This window comes from Nocardia anaemiae NBRC 100462 (assembly GCF_001612725.1).
In the GTDB taxonomy this organism is placed as follows: Bacteria; Actinomycetota; Actinomycetes; order Mycobacteriales; family Mycobacteriaceae; genus Nocardia; species Nocardia anaemiae.
Window position 1 is genome coordinate 17,006 of sequence record NZ_BDAZ01000060.1, and the last position, 17,156, is coordinate 34,161.

Genomic DNA, 17,156 nt, shown 5'->3' on the forward strand with positions numbered 1-17,156 from the left:
TCTCAGTCGTTGCGCGGGATCCGGCCGTCGACGTCGGAGAATCCGTATTCCTCGGCGAGATCGGCTACGCGCCAAGCGGATCCGGAGCGTTGGCAGCGGTCCGGATCGGCGGCCAGTGCGACGACGGCACGGCCCGGAAATCGGGGCGATTCGGCGTTGTCGAGATCGTAGGTGCCCTCGCCCGGCAGGGTGACGACGCGGCGGCCGTCCTTATCGCGTGGCACCATTTGCAGCATCTCGGTATCGACGATTCCGGGCCAGAGCGAGACCACCGTGACGCCCGCCTCGGCGAGGTCGTCGGCCATATCCGAGGTGAGCCGGTCCAGCGCGGCCTTGGCCACGCCGTATACCGAGTTGTGCATATAGCGCTCGGCGCCTGGCGAAGAGATATTGGCGATGAGGCCCGCCGACTCGATCAGCAGCGGTGCCGCGAAAACGCTTGCGACATAATGTGATCGGACGCCGACATCGAAGGTCTCATCCCACGCCTGCGGCGGCACCTCCCAGAACGGTTTGCCCAGCCAACGCGCGGCGGCGGGTGCGTTGTAGACATTGTTCACCAGCACATCGAGTCGGCCGTGCTCATTGCGGATCCGCTCGAATAGTCGCTCGACCGCGTCGTCGTCACGGTGATCGCAGACAACCGGAACCCCGGCGCCACCGAGCAGGTCGATCTCGGCCGCGGTCGCGTGCACGGTCCCCGGTAGGCGTCCCGGTACGGCCGTGCGCCCGGTGACGTACACGGTAGCGCCCGCCGCGCCCAACTCCAGCGCGATGCCCTTGCCGATGCCGCGGCTCGCGCCGGTCACCACCGCGACCCGGCCGCCTAGAACCTGAGGTATTCCGTTCACGATCCCGGGACATTACCGTGAAACAAGAACACGTTCTAGCTATTGGAGGCCGTAGTGGAATTGATCCATCGGTTCGTGACGAGCAACGGCATTCGCATGCATGTCGCCGAACAGGGCGAGGGGCATCCGGTGATCTTCTGCCACGGCTTTCCGCACACCTGGTTCATGTGGCATCGCCAGCTTGCGGCCGTCGCGGCGGCGGGCTACCGGGCCGTCGCGCCGGATTTGCGCGGATACGGGCGCACCGATGTGCCTACCGATATCGAGGACTACACCAACCGCGCCGTCATCGGCGATCTGCTCGGCCTGCTCGATGACATGGAGGCCGAACAGGCGGTCTTCGTCGGCTTGGACTTCGGGGCCGCGCTTGTGTGGGAGTTGGCGTTGCGCGCGCCGGAGCGGGTGAGCGGCGTCATCGTGCTCAATAACCCGTTCGCTCCGCGTCCGCCGCGCGCGCCATCGCAATTGTGGGCCAAGGCCGCCCAGCGTCACTTCCTGCACTTGGACTATTTCCAGAAGCCCGGCGTGGCCGATGCCGAACTAGGCGGTCGCACAAGGGAATTCCTGGCTCGCGTCTACTATTCGCTCAGCGCCGACTACCACTACCTCGACACCTGGCGCTTCCCGGCCGAGGGGACCGGCTACCTCGATGTTCTCCCCGAGGCCCCGCTACTGCCGTGGCGTTGGCTCTCCATCGCCGAATTCGACACCCTGGCAGCGGATTTCGAGCACACCGGCTTCACCGGCGGTCTCAACTGGTACCGGGTGCTGGATCGGAACTGGGAACTCACCGCCGAATTCGCCGACGCCGAGATCTCCGTTCCGGCCTATTTCCTTTACGGCGACCGCGATCCGGATATGGAAGGCTTCAGCGGCCGCGACCCGCTCGCGACCCTGCGCGCGAACGTTCCTGACCTGCGGGCGGTCACCAAGATCGCGGACGCGGGTCACCTCGTGCAGTTGGAACGCACCGACGAGGTCAATACCTTGATCACCACCCACCTCCGCGACCTGGTCCCGGATCCGGCCCTCACCCAGTAGCCGGGTCAGCGATATTCGTCGGTCAATTCCGGATAGTCGGCCCAGCTGGGAAGTGGGCGTCGGTCCAGGTAGGCGGTGAGGCGGTCCAGCAGATACTGCCAGCGCGGGCCGACTGCGCAGGCGTCGGCGGGGCAGATGTGGCGGCGGATCAGTTCGAGATTGGTGACGACGCCGACCTGGGTCATATGCAGTTCCAGGATGCCGCCGTCGATGTGGATCACCAGATCATGCGGTGCGCGGCAGTCTTCCACGCGGATCGCGATGGGGCCGGGGACGGGACCGTCGAACGGTTCGATGGTCAGGTTGCCATTACCGCCGGTGACCTTCCCGAACCAGCGATCCAATTGCCGGTGTTCGGCGCATGCGGACCATACGTCGAGTACGGGCATGCGGAACGACCGCAGAAAGTGCAGGAGCACCCGGCCCTCCTCGATCGCCCGATCGTGTTCGGGTCGTACCTCGCCGAGCATGGACATCGTGGTCATAGCCGTGCCCTTTCGCCGCTGGTCACCGTATGTCCACTGTATTTCCTCGGTCACCACGCCGAATCCGATTCCCGGGAAGTGAGCTACCGCGTGTCGGATCCGTACTCGCCGATGCGAGGGGTTGGCGAGTCCCGCGCCGGTCAGGCAGGTCAGCGGGTGACCAGTTCGATGGCGGCGGATTCGATTCCGGGTTCGTCCAGGAGGACGGTAGTGGCCGCCGGTCCCAGCGGGATGAAGGAGTCTTCGCTGGTCACGCGGGATACGTGGCCGTCGAAACCGGCGTCGATCAGGGCGGCGCAGACGGATTCGGAGACGCCGCCGGTGTGCCGGGTTTCGTCGGCGATGAGGACTCGGCCGGTGGCGCGGGCGTGCTGGAGTAGGTCATCGGTCGGCAGCGGGGACAGCCAGCGCAGGTCGAGGACGCGGGCTCGGATGCCACGCGACGAGAGGCCTTGGGCTACCCGCAGACTCATGGGGACGCCGTTGGCGAAGGTGACGATGGTGAGGTCGGTGCCGTCGCCGTAACTGCGGGCCCGGCCGACGGCGACGTGATCGGTGTCGGAAGGTGTTGCCAGCCAGGCATTATCGCCGGAGTGGTGCAGATCTCGGGTGTGGTAGAGGGCGATGGGTTCGAGGTAGACGCAGACGCGGCCGTCGACGCGAGCGGCGCCGACGCAGGTGCGGAGCATCGCGGCGGCATCATCGGCGCGGGCGGGCGAGGCGATGATCAGGCCGGGGATATCGCGCAGTGCCGCAATGGAATTGTCGTTGTGGAAGTGGCCGCCGAACCCCTTCTGATAGCCATAACCGGCGATGCGGACGACCATCGGATTCCGGTATTGCCCCTGGGAGAAGTACGACAGGGTGGCGGCTTCCCCGCGCAACTGGTCGGCGGCATTGTGTACGTAGGCGAGATACTGGATCTCCGGAATCGGCACGAATCCGGCGAGCCCGGCGCCCAACGCCGTGCCGAGCACGCTCTGTTCGTCGAGCAGCGTATCGAAGACCCGGCGCACTCCGAACTTTTTCTGCAAGCCCTTGGTGACGCCGTACACGCCACCCTTGCGCCCGACGTCTTCGCCGAACACCAGGATGTCGTTGTCCTGGTCGAGCAGCGCGGCGAGCGTCTGATTGATCGCCTGCGCCAATGTCACCGGATCACCTTGGGTAATCGCGTGTCCTCGACGCAACGCATCGGCTTGCACCAGGTCCGGTTGCAGTGGGGCCAACGGTGCCGTCACCGCAGCGGCAGAGGTCAATTTCGGTTCGTGGCATACGGATTCGGCCATGGCGGCGACTCGGCCACCGATATCGTCGTAGCGGGCGATGACTTCGGTCGGGGTGGCGACGCCGGAGGTGACCAAGAGGCGACCGGTTGCGGTCACCGGGTCGCGGCGCAGGTCGGCGGCGATATCGGTGCGGCTGCGGTAGCCGGATTCGACATCGGATCCGGCATGTCCCATGAGACGAACGGTGCTCAGATGGAGGAAGGCGGGTTTGCGCTGTTCGCGCACCCAGTCGACCGCCTGGGTCGCGGTTGTCGCGGCGTCGAGGAGATCGCAGCCGTCCGCGTCGAAATACTGCAGACCGAGGCGAATGCCGTAGGACTGTTCGATCCAACCCGGCGGGGTCGGGACGCTGATGCCGATGCCATTGTCCTCGCATACGAACAGCAGCGGCAGCGGAACCCCTTGGCGTGCAGTGTGAATCGCGGCATTGATGGCACCGGCGGCAGTCGAGTGATTGGCCGACGCGTCGCCGAAACTGCACAGCACCACCGAATCCGACGGCCATTCGCAGGCGACACCGAGCCGTGCCGCGCGTTCGATCGCGAAGGCGAGTCCGACGGCACGCGGCAGGTGTGAGGCGATGGTGGAGGTCTGTGGGATCACCGCAGCCGGTTTGCTGCCGAAAACCTTGTGTCGGCCGCCGGATATCGGTTCGGCGGCCGCCGCGACCACGCCGAGCAGCACATCCCTGATCGGGTCCAGACCGGGCACTTGCCTGGCCCGGTGCACGAAGAATGCCCCCGAGCGATAGTGCAGCAGCGCTGGATCGGTGCGGCGCAGGGCCGCCGCCACCGTCGCATTGCCCTCGTGCCCGGATGACCCGATGCTGTAGTAGCCGCGCTTCGCACTGCCCAGCCGGCGCGCCGCCAGATCGAGATGTCTACTGGTCGCCTGTGATTCGAACAGCTCCAGGCATTGGGCTCCGGTGAGCCCGACACCCTCGAGCGGCTGCTCGACGGGACGGCTCGGTCGCGGCTCCAGCGCCGATAGTTCGGCCCGGAACCGTTCATCAAGATCGACTCGCTGTTCGGTCACGCTGTGATCATCTCCGACGGATGCCGCTCCGAGGGCCCGATTTCGGTGCGATTTCCGAAAGTATTCTGATCAACGCGGTAGTTGCGAGAAACTTCTCCGAGTACCCGGTGACCAATCGCGGATTTCATCGGCCGCAGTCAGACGCGGCATCAGCGTGAGTGCTCGGTCTCCTCGATTGTCCGCCGCAGCAGCTCGCGAGCGGCATCGAGCTCAACGGCCCGACGATCAAGCTCCGCCAGCCGCTCCCGCAGCGCGGGCAGTACGCCAGAACAGGCCCGCAACGCACCATCGTCGACCGCGCACGGCAGCAGCTGCCCGATCACCCGGGTCGAGAGTCCCGCCGCGAGCAAAGCGCGAATCTGCCCGACACGCCGCTCGGCATCGGCGTCGTACTCGCGATACCCATTGTGGCGGCGTTCGGCCGACAGCAGCCCGACCCGCTCGTAATAGCGCAGCAGCCGCTCGCTGGTGCGGGTACGGCTGGCCAGCTCACCGATCAGCATGATTTGACCTTCCCATGGTGTCAGGGATCAACACTCGGGTCGGTAACTCGATTCCGCCAGGAGAAACGTTGATCATCGACGCACACAGCCACGTCCACGACCCGCTCACCGACCATATCGCGCTGCTCGACGAGGCGGGCGTGGACAAGACCATCCTCTTCATGACCCGACCGCATCCCGAGCGGGCCGCAACCCTCACCGAACTCCGCGCGGAGATGGACCTGCTGACTCGGGCACTTGCCGGTGGCGGTGCACTCGGCCGCGAAACGGCTCGGCGCGAACTAGACGCCGCACTCGCCGCCCACCCGGACCGCTTCATCGGCTTCGCCTCGGTGCCGCTCGACGCACCCGACGCCGAAGCGATCGTCGAATGCGAGGTAGTCGGGCGCGGTCTGCGCGGCATCGGAGAGTTGACCCCGCCGCCCGGCCGAGCCGCTCTCGTCGAGCCGGTACTCCGTGCCGCGACCGACCACGGTGGACTCCCTGTCGTCGTCCACGGCGCCGCGCCCACGACCGCCGCCGACCTGCGCACCCTGACCGACCTCGCGCGCCGCTACCCTCGCGTACCCCTGGTGGTCTCCCAGCTCGGCGGAGCGCACTGGATGGAAGCGATCGAACTGGTCCGCGATACGCCGAATATGTATCTCGAACTGTCCACTGCCAGTATCGTTTTCGCGGTCCGCCTAGCCATAGCCGAAATTCCCGAGCGCACCCTCTTCGGCTCGGACGCGCCCTACGGCGACCCGGTCATCGCACGCACGATCGTCGAACGCGCCACCCGCTCACCACACGTGCGCGAACTGGTCCTCGGCGCGACGGCGCGGCAGCTGCTGAGTTAGCTCGCGGCATCCGGCAATGCCGCGGCGGCGTCCCGGTCCAACAGCCACGCAGTGGTTTCCGACCCGACGGCGCCCGCCGCGGGAATCTCCACCGGATCCGCACCCGCCACCGCCGCGGCAACGGCTTCGGCCTTGGCCGCACCGCCGACGACCAGCACGACATGGCGACTGCGCCGCACGGCGGGCAGCGTCAGCGTGACCCGCACCGGCGGCGGCTTCGGCGAATCCGATACCGCGACAACGAGTTCGTGCTGTTCGCGCACCGCATCGGTATGCGGGAACAGCGAATTCACATGCCCCTCGCCACCCATGCCGAGTAGATGCAGATCGAAGGCTCCGTGCTCCGCCAAGTGGGCGTGCACCGCCGCCGCGTACTCCGCGGCGGCCTCGACCGGATCCGGATATTCACCATCGGAGGTGGCGACCGGATGCACCCGCGACGGATCCACCGGCACATGATCCAGCAGCGCCTGCCGCGCCTGCAGATCATTGCGCTCGGAATCACCCGCGGGCACGAATCGCTCGTCACCCCAGAACACATCGAGCCGCGACCAGTCGATATCGCCGGGTGTCTTGCGGACCGATTCCAACAGTCCGATCCCGGTTCCGCCGCCGGTCAACACCACCGATGCGGAGCCACGCGCCGCCTGCGCGGCCACCACGATCGCGACGAATCGCGCGGCCGCCGCGGCAATCAAGGAGTCGGTGTCGTCGTGCACCTCGACGGTGTTCGCGGGGGAGTTCGCGCGCTCACTCATAGGTCACCTTTTCGATTCCGGCGAGCGCCTCGGCATAGATCTCGTCGGCATCCAGCCGTCGCAGTTCCTCGGCGAGGCAGTCACGAGTTTCCCGGCGCGCCAATGCGATTCGCTGATCCGGGTCACCGGTGCGGGTCAGTGTCGCGGTGCGCCCGGTCTGTGGCCGCTCGATGGCGATCGACACAGTCGAGCGATGCACCTCCACACGCAAGGCGCCCGAGCGACGCCGCACCGGACAGTCGAGCCGGGCGGCCAGCCAGCCCGCGAGCATATCCAGCGCGGGTTCGTCGCGCAGTCCGGAGACGGTCACCGACTCCACCGGCTCGAACGGCGGTTCGTCCATGGCGGCCGCCAGCAGCGCACGCCAGTAGGTGATGCGACTCCACGCCAGATCGGTATCACCGGAGGCGTAGGAGCCGAGCCGCTTCTTGATCGTCGCCTGCGGATCGGCCGCGAAGGTGGCGTCGGTGATGCGGCGAGTCGCCAAGCGCCCCACCGAATCCTTGGACGGGAACTCCGGGGCTCCGCGCGGCCACCAGGCCACCACCGGGGTATCGGGCAGCAGGAAGGGGATGACGACACTGCTCTCGTGGTTGATCAGATCACCCTGCAGCCGCAGCACTATCACCTCGGCCGCACCCGCATCACCGCCGACGCGGATCTGAGCATCGAGTCGGGTCTCGGCCTCGCGGTCACCGCGCGCCAAAACGACAACGCGACAGGGATGTTCGCGGCTGGCGTCATTGGCGGCGTCGATGGCGTCCTCGGCCTCGGAGCTGTCCAGCGTGCACACGACCAGCGTCAGCACCCGGCCCATGGTGATCACGCCATTGCTCTCCCGAAGCCGCACCAGACGTTTGGTGACCTCGGAGGTGGTGGTTTGCGGCATATCGACGATCATGGCCGCCGCCATTCGCGCCCGGTCCGGGCCAACATCTCATCGGCGGAGGCTGGACCCCAGGTCCCCGCCTCGTACTGTTCGGGCTTACCGTCGGCGGCGCTGTTCTCACCCACCCCGTCGGCTCCGCCTCCTACCATCCCCCAGTGCTCGAGCACCGGATCCAGGATGCGCCAGGACAATTCGACCTCCGCGTTCACCGGGAACAGGGACGGCACCCCGAGCAGCACATCGAGGATCAGGCGTTCGTAGGCCTCGGGGGAGGATTCGGTGAACGCCTCGCCGTAGCTGAAATCCATATTGACGTCGCGCACTTCCATGCTCGACCCCGGCACCTTCGAACCGAACCGGGTGGTAATGCCCTCATCGGGCTGCACCCGGATGACCAGTGCGTTCTGCCCGAGATCCTCGGTCATGGTCTGATCGAACGGCAGATGCGGCGCCCGCTTGAACACCACCGCGATCTCGGTCACCCTGCGGCCGAGGCGTTTTCCGGTGCGCAGGTAGAACGGCACGCCCGCCCAGCGTCGGGTGTCGACCTCGAGGGTGATCGCCGCGTAGGTCTCGGTGCGCGATTGCGGGTCGAAACCCTCCTCGTCGAGCAGTCCGACCACATGCTCGCCGCCCTGCCAACCCTCCGCGTACTGTCCGCGCGCGGTGGTTTCATCGAGCGGCTCGACGAGTTTGGTCGCCGAGAGCACCTTGATCTTCTCCGCCTGCAGCTGCTTGGGCTCGAAGCTGATCGGCTCCTCCATGGCGGTCAGCGCGAGCAATTGCAGCAGGTGGTTCTGGATGACATCGCGGGCCGCGCCGATACCGTCGTAATAGCCCGCGCGCCCGCCCAATCCGATGTCCTCGGCCATGGTGATCTGCACATGGTCGACGTAATTGGCATTCCAGATCGGTTCGTAGAGCTGGTTGGCGAAGCGCAGTGCCAGGATGTTCTGCACCGTCTCCTTGCCGAGATAGTGATCGATGCGGAATACCGTCTCCTCCGGGAACACCCGGTTGACCAAGGCATTCAGCTCGTGTGCGCTGTCCAGATCGTGGCCGAACGGCTTCTCGATCACCACCCGGCGCCACGGCTTGCGGCCCTCGCCATTCGTTTTCGTCGGCTGGGCCAGTTTGTGCTCGGAGAGCTGATCGAGCACCACCGGGAACATATTCGGCGGAATCGACAGGTAGAAGGCGTGATTGCCGCCGGTGCCGCGATCCTTGTCCAGCTTCGCCAGCACATCGGCGAGTTTGGCGAAGGCGGAATCGTCGTCGAAGGAGCCCTGCACGAAACGGATGCCCTCGGCCAGGTGATCCCAGACCTCCTGCCGAAATGGCGTGCGCGCGTGCGCTTTCACCGCGTCGAGCACGACGTTCGCGAAGTCCTCGTCCGCATAGTCCCGGCGCGCGAAGCCGACCAGTGCGAAGCCCGGGGGCAGCAGCCCCCGGTTCGACAGATCGTAGATGGCCGGCATCAGTTTCTTCCGGGACAGATCGCCAGTGACGCCGAAGATCACCATGCTGCACGGTCCCGCGATGCGGGGAACCCGCTTATCCCGCTCGTCGCGCAGCGGGTTCTTCCAGGTATTGGTCTGAGTGCCGGCCATCGGGTCAGTTATCTCCGGTCTTGGCCAGTTCGCCTGCCGTGGCGGAAAGCAGCTCCTCCCACGACTTCTCGAACTTCTCCACACCCTCGCGCTCGAGTACCTCGAATACGTCGTCGAGGTCGATGCCGACCGCGGTGAGCTTGTCGAACACATCCTGCGCGGCCGCGGCGGTACCGCTGACGGCGTCGCCACGGATCTCGCCGTGATCGGCGACCGCCTCGAGGGTCTTCTCCGGCAGCGTGTTCACCGTATTCGGCGCCACCAGCTCGGTGACATACAGCGTGTCCGAGTACTCCGGATTCTTCACACCGGTCGAAGCCCACAGCGGCCGTTGCCGATTCGCACCGGAGGCGGCCAGATGGTTGTAGGTCGAGGTGTGCGCACCGCCGTCGAAGACATCCTGGTATTCGGCGTAGGCCAGGCGCGCGTTGGCGACACCCGCCTGTCCGCGCAGTGCCAGCGCCTCCGGCGTGCCGATCGCCTCCAGCCGCTTATCGATCTCGGTGTCCACCCGGGAGACGAAGAACGAAGCGACCGAATGGATCTTGGCAAGATCGTGGCTGGCACCCTTGGCATTGCGCAGACCGTCGAGGTAAGCGCCCATCACCTCGCGGTAGCGCTTGACCGAGAAGATCAGGGTGACGTTGACGCTGATGCCCTCCGCGATCACCCGGGTGATCGCGGGCAGGCCAGCCTCGGTGGCCGGAATCTTGATGAACAGGTTGGGCCGGTCCACCGTCTTCCACAGGTCGATGGCCTGCGCGACCGTCTGCTCGGCGTCGAATGCCAGGCGCGGGTCGACCTCGATGGAGACCCGGCCGTCGACACCGTTGCTGGCCTCGTATACCCCGGCCAGTACATCGCAGGCCGCACGCACATCGTCGGTGGTGATGGTCCGGATCGCGGAATCCACATCCGCGCCTTGGGCCGCAAGCTCTTTCACCTGACCGTCGTAGGCATGACCCTGACTCAGGGCGCCCTGGAAGATGGTCGGATTGGTGGTGACGCCGACGACGCTGCGGGTTTCGATGAGCTCGGCCAGGTTGCCGGACTGGATCCGGTCCCGCGACAGATCATCGAGCCACACCGAGACGCCCGCGGCGGAGAGGGCGGCGAGGTTTTCGTTCTGTGCCATGAGCTCTTATCCCTTCACGTTGTCCAGGGTGCGCTGCGCGGCAGCGACTACGGCTTCCGCGGTGATCCCGAACTCGCGGAACAGGGTCTTGAAATCGGCCGAGGCACCGAAGTGCTCGATCGAAACGATCTCGCCCGCGTCACCGGTGAACCGGTACCACGGCATCGCGATACCGGCCTCGACGGCCACCCGAGCGGCGACCGTCGGCGGCAGTACCTCGTCCCGATATGCCTTGTCCTGCGCGTCGAACCACTCCACGCACGGCATCGAGACCACGCGGGTACCGATGCCCTGCGCCTCCAGCGTAGTGCGGGCGGCGACGGCGAGCTGCAGCTCGGATCCGGTCGCGATCAGGATGACCTGCGGTGTCCCGATGGACGCCTCGGCAAGCACGTAGCCGCCCTTCTTGACACCTTCGTAGCTGGTGCCCTCTAGGATCGGCAGATCCTGGCGGGTCAGCGCGAGCGCGGACGGTCCGTCCTGGTGGGCGGGTTCGGACACCGAGAAGTGCGAGGTGTGCTCGCTGCTGTCGCGCTCGAGGATGGTGCGCCAGGCGTAGGTGGTCTCGTTGGCGTCGCCGGGGCGGACCACATTCAGACCCGGAATCGCGCGCAGCGCGGCCAGGTGTTCGATCGGCTGATGCGTCGGGCCGTCCTCGCCGAGGCCGATGGAGTCGTGCGTCCACACGTAGATCGCGGGTACCCGCATCAGCGCGGCCAGGCGTACGGCCGGGCGCATGTAATCGGAGAAGACCAGGAAGGTGCCGCCGTAGGGGCGAGTCGGGCCGTGCAGCGCGATGCCGTTGAGGATCGCGCCCATGGCGTGCTCGCGCACACCGAAGTGCAGGGTGCGGCCGTACGGGTTGGCCTTCCACATACCGGTCGAGATCGACTCCGGACCGAAGCTCGGCGCGTCGGGCATGGTGGTGTTGTTGGATTCGGCGAGGTCGGCCGAACCGCCCCACAGCTCCGGCAGCACCGGCGCCAGCGCGGCGAGTACCTTGCCGGACGCCTTGCGGGTGGCCATCCCCTTCGGATCCGCCTCGTAGGTCGGCAGATTCGCGGCCCAGCCCTCGGGCAGATCACGCTTGGCGAGCCGATCGAACAGCGCCTTGTTCTCCGGGTTGGCGGCGGCCCACGCGTCGAACTGCTGCTGCCAGGCCGCATGCGCCTGCTGGCCGCGCTCGATGACCTTGCGGGTGTGCGCGATGACATCGTCGTCGACCTGGAACTTCTTTTCCGGGTCGAAGCCGAGGATCTTCTTGGTGGCGGCCACTTCGTCGGCGCCGAGTGCGGCACCGTGCGCGGCACCGGTGTTCATCTTGTTCGGTGCCGGGTAGCCGATGATGGTGCGCAGCACGATGATCGAGGGCTTGCCGGTCTCCGCCTTGGCCGCGGCCAGCGCCGCCTCGATGGCGACGACGTCCTCGCCGCCCTCGACCACCTGCACATGCCAGCCGTAGGCCCGGTAGCGCTCGGCGACATCCTCGGTGAAGGCGATGGTGGTGTCGTCCTCGATGGAGATCTTGTTGTCGTCGTAGATGACGACCAGGTTGCCGAGCTGCTGTGTGCCCGCGAGCGAGGAGGCCTCGGAGGTGACGCCCTCTTCCATGTCACCGTCGGAGGTGATGACGTAGATGAAGTGGTCGAACGGGCTGGTGCCCGGTGCGGCGTCCGGGTCGAACAGACCGCGCTCACGCCGCGCCGCCATCGCCATGCCGACCGCGGAGGCCAGACCCTGGCCCAGCGGGCCGGTGGTGATCTCGACGCCGTCGGTGTGGCGGAACTCGGGGTGTCCTGGGGTGAGCGAGCCCCACTTGCGCAGATGTTCGAGGTCGTTCAGCTCCAGACCGTATCCGGCGAGGTAGAGCTGGATGTACTGGGTGATGCTGGAGTGGCCGCAGGACAGCACGAAGCGGTCCCGGCCGACCCAGCTCGGATCGGTCGGATCCAGGCGCATGGTGCGCTGGTAGAGGGTGTAGGCCAGCGGTGCGAGGCTCATCGCGGTGCCGGGGTGCCCGTTCCCGGCGTTCTGCACCGAATCGGCGGCCAGAACCCGAACGGTGTCGACGGCCTTGGTGTCCAGATCCGTCCAGTCGTCCGGGTGGTTCGGCTGAGTGAGGGCGCGGATGTCGTCTGTGACTGACACGACCGAGGTTCTCCTGACATTGGTTTCGTCGACGGTGGCGAGGGGTGCACGCACGGCAGCGGTGGAATGCGAACCGGTTTACCCCAACTACCCTAGATGTGCCCGATGACCGGCATGTGACGAACCCGGCTTACTCACGGGTGTCGAATCGCTGCGACAGCGTGCCGCAGCGAGGGGCTATGGAAAGAAGGCTGTGCGGCTGGGTCTACCATCGTCTGTAGTAGTTGCCGCCTCGCACCAGCTCGAGCAGGGGAGCGCGGTAGTGGTTCATGCCGGATGCGATGCACAGCGTGCGAGGAGAGATAGTGCGGATAGGGCAACAGCCGGGTGGCAATGGCGCACACGGCTCCTCCGCGACGGCGCTGGCCGACCGGTTGACCGGCGATGGCCTGCTGTCCCGACTACTGCGGCGACCGCTCGCCTATATCGCGTTGACCAAGCCGCGAGTCATCGAGCTGCTGCTGGTCGCGACCATTCCGACGATGCTGCTGGCCGACCGCGGCCATGTCGATATCCGACTGATCCTTGCCACGCTGTTCGGCGGTTGGATGGGCGCCGCGAGCGCGAACACCCTCAACTGTGTCGCCGACGCCGATATCGACAAGGTGATGAAGCGGACCGCGAAGCGGCCGCTGGCCAGGGAGGCCGTGCCGACTTCGCACGCCTTCGTCTTCGGTGTGACGCTCGGTATCGGGTCGTTCGCCTGGTTGTGGTGGCAGGCGAATCTGCTCAGTGGTCTGCTGGTCGTCGCGACGATCCTGTTCTACGTCTTCGTGTACACCCTCGGCCTCAAGCGTCGGACCTCACAGAATGTGGTGTGGGGCGGCGCGGCGGGATGTATGCCCGCGCTGGTCGGCTGGTCGGCGGTGACCGGAAACATCGGCTGGCCCGCGATCGCGCTGTTCGGTGTCATCTTCTTCTGGACGCCGCCGCACACCTGGGCGTTGGCCATGCGTTACAAGGAGGACTATCGCGCGGCGGGGGTGCCGATGCTGCCGGTCGTGGCCACCGAGCAGGCTGTCACCAAGCAGATCGTCATCTACACCTGGCTCACCGTGCTCACCACCCTCGCGCTGGTCCCCGCGACCGGTGTGGTCTACGCGGCGGTCGCGCTGGTGGCCGGAGCGTGGTTCCTGCTCATGGCGCACCAGCTGTACTCCGGTGTGCGACGTGGTGAATCGGTGAAGCCGCTGCGACTGTTCTTGCAGTCCAACAACTATCTGGCCGTGGTGTTCTGTGGTCTCGCGGTGGATTCGGTGCTCGGGTGGGACACGATCGGCAGCTTCTTCGGCTAGGTCAGCCGAGGTATCCGTCGGGCCGGATTCGTACGGTGGTGCCGTCGACCGCGTCATAGGCGGCGAAGGCGTGACCGTCGACATCCACGACGTACGGTCCGGTCGCCTTATCGCCGGGGCGGATCACGCGGTACACCTCGACACCGGGTTCGGGCGGTACGTCGGTTTCGCCGAATGACAGCAGCGTCGCATGCGGTCCACGGAACAGGTCGAACAGTCGAATCGGGCGACCGTCGGCATCTTTGACCGGTGCGTCGGGCGCGCGGTCACCCGCGACGAGCACGCCGGGGTCGACCGGATCGCGGTAACTGATATCCAATTGACGCGTCTGCTCGCCGCGCTGCATGGCGTCCTCGGCACCATCGACCAGCTTGTCCAGCAGTTCGGTACTGATGCCGAGCACCCGTGCGGCCACCGCGCGTCGCTCGGATTCGTAACTGTCCAGCAGTGATTGGTCGCCCGCGACGGCGGCCGCGAGCTTCCAGCCGAGGTTGTAGGCATCCTGGACACCGGTGTTCATGCCCTGTCCGCCGGTGGGCGGATGCACATGCGCGGCATCGCCCGCGAGGAATACCCTGCCCTCCCGGAACCGTTGCGCCAGACGGATATTCGGCCGCCATACCGTCGCCCAGGTGAGATCGGTGAGGACGATATCCAGATCTCCGGCGTAGCGGTCGACGAACTGCTGCAGCAGCTCCAGGGTGGGCTCGGCGTCGGTGTCCAATGGCGCGCCGAACTGGAACTGGCTGCCACCGGGCAACGGGGACAATACGATTCCGTCCATCGGGCGACCGGCGGCGGCGAACCAGTAGCCGTAGTCGTGATCGAGTGCGTCGGCACTGACATCGCCGAGCAACATGCGGATCGAATCATCGGTGCTGCCTTCGAACGCAATGCCGAGCATCTTTCGGACGGTGCTCTTGCCGCCGTCCGCGCCGACGAGATAGGCGACACGCAGCGTCTCGACGACGCCGTCGTGCGCCAATTCGACCTCGACGCCGGTCTCGTCCTGTTCGAAAGTGACCAGCGCCGTGGCGAGTTCGACCCGCACGCCGAACTCTGCGAGCCGATCACGCAGAATGGCCTCGGTATGTGACTGCCCGAGCACCCAGGGGTTGGGATAGGGGACCGCGGGCGTCGGCTCGACCGGTTCGGCCATCCGATGTTCGCCCGCGAATTGATTGCCGGAGTAGGCGCGGATGACCGGTGTCGGTGCTCCGGCCCGGTGGACCGCGTCCAGTACGCCGAGGTCGTCGAAGACTTCGAGGGTGCGCGGTTGGATGCCGTCGCCGCGCGATCCGGCGAAGAATTCGGTTGCCCGGTCGATAATGCGCACCGGGATATTGCGGCGGGCCAGGTCGATGGCGAGGGTGAGGCCGGTGGGTCCGGCGCCTGCGATGAGTACTTGCGTGTGCACGATATCTCCGTACTGAATTTGTGTCGGCGGCTTGGGTGTCGATCGATCAATCCGGGACGACGACCACCCGGGGGGAACCTAATTGCGCTGCGGCCCATGCTTCTTCGATCTTCGAGAGCGGGAATTCCTGTACCGCGGTGTCCAATCGGCCGTCGGCGATCAAGCGCATGTATTCGGGGATGGCGGCCACCATCGACTGCACCGACGTGGATCCGGCTCCGCTGCCGGAGATCGTGATGCGACGGCTGCGCAACAACGCCGCCGGGACGGCAGCCTCGCCACCTGCCATCGTGCCGATCTGGATGTATGCGATATCCGCGTCGTCCTCGGTCAGCCCCTGGCGTCCGAGCGCCGCCAAGGCGGCCTCGGCCGGTGCGCCCCACACATAGTCGAGCACCAGACTCGGCGCCTCGGCACCGATCACCTCGGCCAGCGCCGACGCGGTGGCTGCCCTGTCGTCCTGGAGCGTGACCGTACTCGCGCCGTATCCCGCCGCCCGATCGAGCGCCGACGGATTGCGTCCGGCGGCGATCACCCGGTCCGCGCCGAGTACGAAGGCGTTCTGCACGGCTAGCAGACCCGCGGCCCCGGTGGCGCCGAGGACAAGCACGGTGCCGAGCTTCTGGTCGGTCAGTGCGGCGCGGCGTTCGCGCAGAACCAGCCACGAGGACAAACCGGGATTGAGACCACCGGCGATCCGCGCCGGATCGACGCCGGTCGGGAGGGGAATCCGGATCCGCGCGGGCACCGCCATCCGCTCGGCCAGCGTGCCGTAGGGGGCCTGCGGGAACCCGGTGTAGACGAGTGCACCCTCGGCGGTGCGTGCCACCGCGTCGATGCCCGGGATCAGGGGGATAGGCGCCGGTGCTGCCGTAGTGCGTGCCGGCGGCCAGCGCTCGAACGATCGGATGGATGCCCGCCGCCACCAGTTCCACCAGGTCCCGACCTTCGGTCACCTGAGGGTCGTCGAAGTCGCCGTATACGGGAACCTCACGTGCGCTGTGCAGGACTGCCGCTTTCATCATCGCCACCAATCTGAATTGAAATTCACTGAATCTGAATTCAGTATGGAGTTGGTAGGTTTTCCTGTCAAGGAGGTGGTGCGCGTGACGTCGAGTCGCCGGGAGAAGTCCGCAGAGACCGAACAGGCGCTCAAGGATGCGGCGCGGCGGGTGTTCGCCGAACGTGGCTACTTGAACACCAAGATCACCGACATCACCGCGGCAGCGGGGCGCGCGGCCGGGTCGTTCTACAACCACTTCGCCAGCAAGGAGGAACTGCTCCAAGCCCTGCTGAACGATCTGGCGAGCGCCGGGGACGAGCGCGCGGAGCAGCCCGAACACAAATCCGATTTCAGTGATCCGGAGGCGGTGCGGTATCACGTCGCCGGATATTGGACCTTTGCGCGGGAACATGCGCCGGTGCTGCGCGCCATGACGCAGGCGGCGATCGTCAGCGAGGATTTCGCGCGCGTACTCGGACGGTTCGGGGTCGAACAGCGCGCGGATATCGCTGATCATCTGGATGTCCTGGCCGACCAGGGATTACGGCTGCCGAGCAGCATCGATGCCAGTCTGGCGATGATGTTCCAGGTCGCCCAGGGCATGGTGGCGCTGGTCGAGGACGGCACCGTCGCGCTGACCGATGACCAGGCGATCGAGGGGTTGACGCGGTTCATTTACCGCGGTCTGACCGGACGGGACTACTGACTCGGCAGCGCTCCGTCGGGTGAATCGGGCTGCGGCGCAGGGAAACTGCCCGGCAGAGGTGTGATTGGGCTGCGCGGCAGTGGAACCGATCCGGCGGCGACGGGAGGAATGAATCAGACTGCGGGGCAATTGGTTCCGTGTACCAACGGCCG

Annotated in this window: 15 protein-coding genes; 4 read left to right on the forward strand and 11 right to left on the reverse strand. The window is 66.5% G+C overall.

The genetic code is table 11. The features are described from left to right. Nucleotides 1-2: 2 nt before the first annotated feature. Nucleotides 3-851, reverse strand: a complete 849-nt coding sequence (locus tag NA5_RS29295) for an SDR family NAD(P)-dependent oxidoreductase (RefSeq protein ID WP_062991816.1) — start codon at nucleotides 849-851, stop codon at nucleotides 3-5. Between the two features lie 54 nt (nucleotides 852-905). Between NA5_RS29295 and NA5_RS29300 the strand changes: the two genes are divergently transcribed. Then, a complete protein-coding gene (locus tag NA5_RS29300) occupies nucleotides 906-1,892 on the forward strand; it encodes an alpha/beta fold hydrolase (RefSeq protein WP_245672449.1) in 987 nt (328 codons plus the stop codon). A 5-nt stretch (nucleotides 1,893-1,897) separates the two neighbouring features. On the opposite strand, the gene NA5_RS29305 is transcribed toward NA5_RS29300, so the two are convergent. The 3 genes from NA5_RS29305 to NA5_RS29315 all read right to left on the reverse strand — a co-directional run bounded on the left by NA5_RS29305 (nucleotide 1,898) and on the right by NA5_RS29315 (nucleotide 5,204). Next, on the reverse strand, nucleotides 1,898-2,377 hold the full coding sequence (locus NA5_RS29305; RefSeq protein ID WP_062991931.1) for an SRPBCC family protein: 480 nt from the start codon (nucleotides 2,375-2,377) through the stop codon (nucleotides 1,898-1,900). A 149-nt stretch (nucleotides 2,378-2,526) separates the two neighbouring features. Further along, the gene (locus NA5_RS29310; protein WP_084484510.1) at nucleotides 2,527-4,701 is read right to left on the reverse strand and encodes a thiamine pyrophosphate-dependent enzyme; all 2,175 of its coding nucleotides are present in this window, start codon (nucleotides 4,699-4,701) and stop codon (nucleotides 2,527-2,529) included. Nucleotides 4,702-4,850: 149 nt separating this feature from the next. Beyond that, nucleotides 4,851-5,204, reverse strand: coding sequence for a MerR family transcriptional regulator (locus tag NA5_RS29315; protein ID WP_062991818.1), 354 nt, complete (start codon nucleotides 5,202-5,204; stop codon nucleotides 4,851-4,853). 68 nt (nucleotides 5,205-5,272) lie between these two features. On the opposite strand from NA5_RS29315, the gene NA5_RS29320 reads away from it, so the two are divergent. Continuing rightward, nucleotides 5,273-6,043 (forward strand): amidohydrolase family protein, encoded by a 771-nt coding sequence (locus NA5_RS29320; RefSeq protein WP_062991820.1) that lies wholly within the window; start codon nucleotides 5,273-5,275, stop codon nucleotides 6,041-6,043. Here the strand turns inward: NA5_RS29320 and pgl are convergent. From pgl to tkt, 5 genes are read right to left on the reverse strand one after another with little or no spacing between them, the layout of a single operon-like run. Continuing rightward, nucleotides 6,040-6,801, reverse strand: a complete 762-nt coding sequence (pgl, locus tag NA5_RS29325; RefSeq protein ID WP_062991822.1) for a 6-phosphogluconolactonase — start codon at nucleotides 6,799-6,801, stop codon at nucleotides 6,040-6,042. The two genes, NA5_RS29320 and pgl, sit on opposite strands and share 4 nt — an antisense overlap. Continuing rightward, nucleotides 6,794-7,702 carry a glucose-6-phosphate dehydrogenase assembly protein OpcA gene (gene opcA / locus NA5_RS29330; RefSeq protein WP_062991935.1) on the reverse strand — a complete coding sequence of 303 codons (909 nt, stop codon included), beginning with the start codon at nucleotides 7,700-7,702 and terminating at the stop codon, nucleotides 6,794-6,796. The genes pgl and opcA overlap by 8 nt, the downstream gene beginning before the upstream one ends. Beyond that, nucleotides 7,699-9,300, reverse strand: a complete 1,602-nt coding sequence (gene zwf, locus NA5_RS29335; protein ID WP_062991823.1) for a glucose-6-phosphate dehydrogenase — start codon at nucleotides 9,298-9,300, stop codon at nucleotides 7,699-7,701. The genes opcA and zwf overlap by 4 nt, the downstream gene beginning before the upstream one ends. A 4-nt stretch (nucleotides 9,301-9,304) precedes the next feature. After that, entirely contained in the window at nucleotides 9,305-10,435 is a 1,131-nt protein-coding gene (gene tal / locus NA5_RS29340) for a transaldolase (RefSeq protein ID WP_062991825.1), read from the reverse strand. Between the two features lie 6 nt (nucleotides 10,436-10,441). After that, on the reverse strand, nucleotides 10,442-12,583 hold the full coding sequence (gene tkt, locus NA5_RS29345) for a transketolase (RefSeq protein WP_062991937.1): 2,142 nt from the start codon (nucleotides 12,581-12,583) through the stop codon (nucleotides 10,442-10,444). A 305-nt stretch (nucleotides 12,584-12,888) separates the two neighbouring features. Between tkt and NA5_RS29350 the strand changes: the two genes are divergently transcribed. Next, nucleotides 12,889-13,878 carry a heme o synthase gene (locus NA5_RS29350; RefSeq protein WP_062991939.1) on the forward strand — a complete coding sequence of 330 codons (990 nt, stop codon included), beginning with the start codon at nucleotides 12,889-12,891 and terminating at the stop codon, nucleotides 13,876-13,878. A gap of 1 nt (nucleotide 13,879) precedes the next feature. Here NA5_RS29350 and NA5_RS29355 read toward each other — a convergent pair whose 3' ends face one another. Next, nucleotides 13,880-15,295 carry an FAD-dependent monooxygenase gene (locus NA5_RS29355; protein ID WP_062991827.1) on the reverse strand — a complete coding sequence of 472 codons (1,416 nt, stop codon included), beginning with the start codon at nucleotides 15,293-15,295 and terminating at the stop codon, nucleotides 13,880-13,882. 46 nt (nucleotides 15,296-15,341) lie between these two features. Then, the gene (locus NA5_RS29360; RefSeq protein ID WP_218020186.1) at nucleotides 15,342-16,124 is read right to left on the reverse strand and encodes a zinc-binding dehydrogenase; all 783 of its coding nucleotides are present in this window, start codon (nucleotides 16,122-16,124) and stop codon (nucleotides 15,342-15,344) included. A gap of 277 nt (nucleotides 16,125-16,401) precedes the next feature. Here NA5_RS29360 and NA5_RS29365 point away from each other — a divergent pair, with 277 nt between their 5' ends. After that, nucleotides 16,402-17,004, forward strand: a complete 603-nt coding sequence (locus NA5_RS29365; protein WP_218020187.1) for a TetR/AcrR family transcriptional regulator — start codon at nucleotides 16,402-16,404, stop codon at nucleotides 17,002-17,004. Nucleotides 17,005-17,156 lie beyond the last annotated feature (152 nt).